Origin of the sequence: Lapillicoccus sp., assembly GCF_039935575.1 — a bacterium.
GTDB lineage: Bacteria > Actinomycetota > Actinomycetes > Actinomycetales > Dermatophilaceae > Lapillicoccus.
Window position 1 is genome coordinate 1 of sequence record NZ_JBDTKA010000015.1, and the last position, 5,665, is coordinate 5,665.

The 5,665-nt window shown below is 66.7% G+C and carries 7 protein-coding genes and 1 pseudogene; 4 read left to right on the plus strand and 4 right to left on the minus strand.

Features of this window, described 5'->3' with window-relative positions; all coding sequences use genetic code 11:
* From ABI385_RS01820 to ABI385_RS01830, 3 genes are all read right to left on the minus strand, one after another.
* The coding region (locus tag ABI385_RS01820; protein WP_348102022.1) for an SDR family oxidoreductase at positions 1-655 on the minus strand (655 nt) is incomplete at its 3' end.
* Positions 656-701: 46 nt separating this feature from the next.
* Positions 702-1,646, minus strand: coding sequence for an aldose 1-epimerase family protein (locus ABI385_RS01825; RefSeq protein ID WP_348102023.1), 945 nt, complete (start codon positions 1,644-1,646; stop codon positions 702-704).
* 47 nt (positions 1,647-1,693) lie between these two features.
* Positions 1,694-2,062, minus strand: coding sequence for a hypothetical protein (locus tag ABI385_RS01830; protein ID WP_348102024.1), 369 nt, complete (start codon positions 2,060-2,062; stop codon positions 1,694-1,696).
* 132 nt (positions 2,063-2,194) lie between these two features.
* Between ABI385_RS01830 and ABI385_RS01835 the strand changes: the two genes are divergently transcribed.
* Positions 2,195-3,685 (plus strand): molybdopterin-dependent oxidoreductase, encoded by a 1,491-nt coding sequence (locus tag ABI385_RS01835; RefSeq protein WP_348102025.1) that lies wholly within the window; start codon positions 2,195-2,197, stop codon positions 3,683-3,685.
* A 22-nt stretch (positions 3,686-3,707) separates the two neighbouring features.
* Here the strand turns inward: ABI385_RS01835 and ABI385_RS01840 are convergent, their stop codons facing one another.
* Positions 3,708-4,193, minus strand: coding sequence for a MarR family transcriptional regulator (locus ABI385_RS01840; RefSeq protein WP_348102026.1), 486 nt, complete (start codon positions 4,191-4,193; stop codon positions 3,708-3,710).
* A 137-nt stretch (positions 4,194-4,330) separates the two neighbouring features.
* On the opposite strand from ABI385_RS01840, the gene ABI385_RS01845 reads away from it, so the two are divergent.
* The 3 genes and pseudogenes from ABI385_RS01845 to ABI385_RS01855 form a co-directional block, all read left to right on the plus strand.
* Positions 4,331-4,798: a hypothetical protein gene (locus tag ABI385_RS01845; protein WP_348102027.1), complete on the plus strand. Its 468-nt coding sequence runs from the start codon at positions 4,331-4,333 to the stop codon at positions 4,796-4,798.
* Positions 4,799-4,815: 17 nt separating this feature from the next.
* Entirely contained in the window at positions 4,816-5,460 is a 645-nt protein-coding gene (locus ABI385_RS01850) for a gluconate 2-dehydrogenase subunit 3 family protein (RefSeq protein ID WP_348102028.1), read from the plus strand.
* Positions 5,457-5,665: pseudogene (locus ABI385_RS01855) on the plus strand (GMC family oxidoreductase); the annotation flags it as partial. The gene ABI385_RS01850 and the pseudogene ABI385_RS01855, both read left to right, overlap by 4 nt.

Genomic DNA, 5,665 nt, shown 5'->3' on the forward strand with positions numbered 1-5,665 from the left:
CCACACCACGGGCGGCCACTTCCGGCTGGTAGATCGGCGGCACCGGCTGGGGGTGTTTGGGCAACCGGGAGAGCACCCACGAGAACTGCGGGGTGTTGACCGCCGGCATCTGCACCATCGTCACGTGCACGTTGCTGTGCTCATGCAGCAGCTCACACCGCAACGCCTCGTGGAACCCCTGGATGGCGTGCTTCGCGCCGCAGTACGCGGTCTGTAGCGGGATACCCCGGTAGGCCAGCGCCGACCCGACATGCACGATAGTGCCGCGGTTGCGTTGCTTCATCCGAGGGAGCACAGCCATCGTGGCGTACACGTAGCCGAGGTAGCTGACCTCGGTGGCGCGCCGGTACTCGTCCGGCTTGATGTCATCGAACCGGGCGAAAACCGAAGTGAAGGCCACGTTGACCCACACGTCGATGGGACCAAGCTCGGTCTCGACACGCTCGACGGCGGCCGCGACCGCCTGGGCGTCGGAGACGTCGACCGGCACGGTCAGCGTCCGCGCGCCGAGCTCGCGGCACTCCGCGGCGGCCGCGTCGAGCCCCACCTGTCCTCGAGCGATCAACGCCACGCGGTCGCCCCGACGGGCGAACTCCGCCACGCTGGCTCGCCCGATTCCTCCGCTGGCTCCGGTCACTACGACTACGCGAGACATCTGTGCTCCTTCACTGTCGTTCGGCTCTGTCGTTCGGCTCTGTCGTTCAGCTCTGTCGTTCGGCTGTGTCGTTCGGCTGTGTCATTGCCACACCCCAGCTCGCGCTTGAGGTGTCACCCGGCTCGAGCCGGATCACCTCGTCGCCGCTCTGGAACGCGTTGGGTGGGCAGGTCATGGGTTCCGTGCCCAGCCCGCGCCGGCGCCGGTCCGGGGCCAGGGTGTCGCCGGTGAAGATCTCGATGACCGGGTAGGCCTCGTCGACCCACAGCGAGGTGACGCGGCCGTCGACGCCCTCGAGGCGCACCCAGGACCGGCCTCGCTCGTCTCGGTGCAGGTCGGTGAACGCGTCGTCGATGGCGAGGTGTTCGATCCGTTTGCCGTCCCTGAAGTCGTAGGCGGTTCCGGCGACGTCTTCGCGGCCGACAGGGAGCTGGCGGTCGGGGTCGGTCAGGATGCGGGTGTCGGCTTGTAGGTGGAGCGTGCAGTCGCCGACGGTGCCCACCCCCGGTGAGAGGTAGGGATGCTGACCGCAGGCGTAAGGGGCAGGGCGGTCGCCGATGTTCGTAGCGGTGGTCGTGACGCTCAGACCCGTCTCGTCGAGGTGGTAGCTGACGCGTACGTCCAGGCTGAACGGGTAGCCCTGCAACGGAAAAAGCGTGCTGGTCATGACGACGTGGCTTTCCTGGCTCTCTAGGCAACGCCAAGGGCGCCAGCGCAGGAAACCGTGGATGGCGTTGTTCTTCTCCGGCTCCGTGAGGGCAACCTGATAGTCCTCGTCGTCGAAGCGGTAGCGGCCATCGCCGAGCCGGTTGGGCCACGGGACCAAGGGCGCCCCGTGCGCTCCATCGCACATCTGGTCGACGGGATACGGCTGAAGCACCTCATGACCACCCACGTCGTATGCGCGGATGCCGCCGCCGACTTCGACGATGACGGCGCGTTGCTCGCCGTGGGCGATCTCGAACTGCTTGCCCGACGGTACGTGGGTCATGGTCGGCCTCTCTGTGAGTGGGGGGACTTTCGCGCTGTCGTCAGGGTCTACGGGCGCTGCTGTCGCCTCGGCCGGACAAGCCGGACGGCGACCGCCCGTACGACAAGAGCAACCACGGCGCCCAGGACGGCGGTTCGCAGGGATCGGGACCGCCGCCGTCGCAGCACGCGGCTGTTCACGATCGGCTCGCCGGCTCGCAGGTGCTCGCCCTGACGCTCGACCAGCGCGCGTTCGACCGAGACGGGTACGGCACCCAGCCAAGACCGGTCGCGGGTGTGATCGGCGACCTCCTCATCCGAGGCCCCCGGCCCGCGTCCACCGAGCAGGGTTGTCCGCAGCTCGGTCAGTCGCCGGACCGGCGCCTGGCCACTCGCACTGGTGCGGATCTCGGAGCCCGCATCCATGGTCGTGTTCATGACTCCGATTGTCGCACGGCTCGTTGCCTTTACGCAATCGTTGCGCTTATGCTTCGAGTATTGCCCGCATCCGCCCCGGCCGGACGTCTGCCTCGCCGGGCCGGGTCAGTGAAGTGCTAAGGAGCAGAGCTGGTGCCCAGTTTCTTCCCGATGTGGGTCGTCATCACCCACTTCCTCAACCTCTTCTTCATGCTCCTGCTGTTCCGTTCCGGGTTCGAGGTGCTCTCAGCCTTCCCCAAGCTCTACTGGCACGATGACAGCCCCCCGGGCCGTGAGTGGCTCCGGCTGTCCAAGACGATGCACGGGGCCGACTCCCGAAAGCCGTGGTCCTCGCTGGACGAGGAGGAGTCGTGGTCACCCCTCGTCGCGCTACCGGGCAAAAAGAACCTCGGCCTGGGTCGCCACTGGCACTTCATGAGCGTGCAGTTCTGGATCGTGACCGGTCTGGTCTACGTCGTGATGGTCTTCGTCACCGGCTACTGGCACTACCTCATCCCGACGCACTGGTCGCTGGTACCCGACTCGATCAGGTCAATCGGCACCTACCTTCAGTTCCAGCTCCCGGCCAAGATCCCCGGTGAGCCGTTCGAACCGGCACAGAAGCTGGCGTACTTCGTAGTGATCTTCGTGATGGCCCCGCTGCAGATCGCGTCGGGCGCCGCCATGTCCCCCTCCGTCCTGGCCCGCTTCCCTTGGTACGGAAAGCTCTTCGGCGGCAAGCAGGGTGCTCGCAGCGTGCACTTCATCCTGATGTGCGCGTTCGTCGCCTTCATCGTCGTTCACGTAACTATGGTCATCATCCACGGAGTGCCCAAGGAGTTCGCGGCCATCGTGCTCGGTGACCCCGGCGGCAACCGGCGTCTGGCTGTCGGCATCGGCCTGGCCGGGCTGTTCGCCATCCTCATCGTCCACGTCGTGATCTCGTGGTTCTCGCTGCGCTACCGTCGGCGCACCCAGAAGTTGCTCGGGTTCATGGTCAACCCCTTCGAAGGCGCGATCTCTCGCACCTTCACCTCGAAGCAGCACTTCGGCCGCGCCGACATCTCCCCTTACTTCCGCGTCAACGGATACCCACCGCCGGGCGATGACTACCGGAGGCTTGCTGAAGACGACTTCCGTGGCTACCGCCTGAGCGTCGGCGGCCTCGTCGAGAACCCCATGAGTCTCTCCCGGGAGCAGCTGCGGGCACTGGGCGAGCAGAGCCAGATCACCAAGCACAACTGCATCCAGGGCTGGACGGCGGTCGCCGAATGGGGGGGCGTCCCCCTCCAGCGACTCATGGCGGAGGTGCATCCTTCACCGCAGGCGCGCTACGTGGTGTTCTACGCCATGGACGACAAGGGACTGACCGAGGGCGAGGGCCGCTACGGCTTCTTCTACGGCACGATCCCGATCCACCTGGCCAGCAACCCGCAGACCATCCTCGCCCTGGAGATGAACGGAGCACCGTTACCGGTCGAGCACGGCGCCCCGGTTCGGGTCCGGCTCGAGACCCAGCTCGGGTTCAAGATGGTCAAGTGGGTGACGGGGATCGAGTTCGTCGCCGACGTGAGCGACATCGGGATGGGGATGGGCGGGTGGCGCGAGGACCAGCAGTTCTACGCCAACGCCGCCGGAATCTAGCTAGAACCGCCAGGCTGCAGAGTCAGCTGCGCCAGCCCAGCTTCCACGCCGACTCGACCGGAACCTCACCAGCGGCCTGAGCGAAGGAGCGCATGGCACCGGCCAGGGCGCGCCGGCGTGGCTCGGACAGCTTTTCGAGGATCCCGGCAATGGCCGTGCGGCGGTGGTCGAGGAGCTCGTCAATGAGCTCGCGCCCGTCATCGGTCAGCTCGAGGATCAGATTGCGGCGGTCGATGGTGGACTCCGTTCGGCTGAGATATCCAGCCTGCACGAGGCGGTCGCAGGCGCGGCTGGCATTGGAGGGGTGCACGTCCACGGCGGAGGCCAGGGCGTTGAGATTCATCCGACCATGGCCGGCGATGAGCACGAGGACTCGCAACTGCGGCAGGGTCACCCGGTCTTCCGCCTCGGCCACCGCCTGGGCCGCGACCCCGACCAGGGCCTGGGCCGCGAGCATGACGGCGTCAACCTGCTCGCTCGACATCACGCTTTGATCTCCGCTCTTCATGACTCCAGTATGTCGGGTGGTTGCGATTACGCAAGCATTTGACTAGTGTTGCGTCTACGCAAACAAATTCCTTGCCCGCCGCAGCCCTCGGAAGCCTGGAGAGACGCGGTGGCAGTATGGACCCGAAAGGACTGAAGATGGCAGCAGCATCAGCGACCGCCGGGGTGGCACCGGTCGTCCACGGGATCGACCGGATGGTCCGCAACATCGAGACGGGGCGCTTCGAGCGCAGTCTGTCGGCGCTGACCGCGGTGGGAGCGCTGGTGGCGGCCGCGGAGATCTTCTTCGAGCATGACTCGGCGAGTTTCGGCAACAAGTTGATGTGGCTGCCGGTGGCGATGGGCCCGGTCGGGGCCGTGGCGGGGGTGGCTGGGTTCTGCAGCCATCGGATGGCCAAGACCGCGCTGCCGATTGCGTCGGCGGCGATCTGCGTCAACGGTCTTCAGGGTTTCTACCTGCACGCGCGGGGCATTTCCCAGAAGCCGGGTGGGTGGCGCAACGCCCGCTACAACATGGAGATGGGTCCGCCGCTGCTGGCGCCGCTGCTGGTCTCGCTGGTGGGCGGTATGGGCCTGCTGGCCGCCATCCTGCGACGCGAGAAGTGACCCGCGAGGTACGGCCTGTGACTCCACCAAGTACCGAGCCGTGGTCGGGTCGCTTCCCCGGCTTCGACGTGCTAGACCAGAGCAGCCACTGGGACCCGGTGACGGCCGGGGTGGTGCTGGACCGGGTTGGGATGGCTCCCGATATCCGCTTCTTCACACCCACCGAACAAGGCATCGCGACCGCGCTGTGTGACGCTCTGCTCGCTCAGGACGACGACCCGAACCCAGAGTCCCGGGTGCCGATCGTGAACCTCGTTGATGCCCGGCTGGCCGAGCAGCAGACCGACGGCTGGCGTTACCACGACATGCCCGCCGACGGGCAGGCCTGGCGGGACACCCTTGCTGCGCTCGACACGGACGCAACCGACCGGTTCCACACCGGCTTCGTGGCCTGCTCGAAGCCGGAGCAGGCAAGTGTCATTCAGGCAGTCCAAGACTGTGGGTCTGGCCTGTGGCACGACCTCAACGCGAAGCACGTGTGGAGCCTGTGGACCCGCTACGCATGCACGGCCTTCTACTCCCACCCGTCGGCGTGGAACGAGATGGGCTTCCCCGGCCCGGCCTACCCTCGCGGCTACAAGAACGCAGGAGTCGACAAGCTGGAGCCGTTCGAGGTCCGCGACGCCAAACCAGCCGACGACCCCCTACGGGGACAGCAGTGAGCAACGTTCGCGACCGGAACGAGTCGGCGTGGCTGCTGCCCGCCGACGGCAAACGCGTCAACCATCAGCTGCGCCACGACATGCGCCGCTTCGACGATACCGACGAGGTCGACCTGCTCGTCGTCGGGTGCGGAGCAGGTGGCTCGACCATGATCCAGCGACTGGCCCGCGCCGGCTGGAAAGTTCTCGCCCTGGATGCCGGACC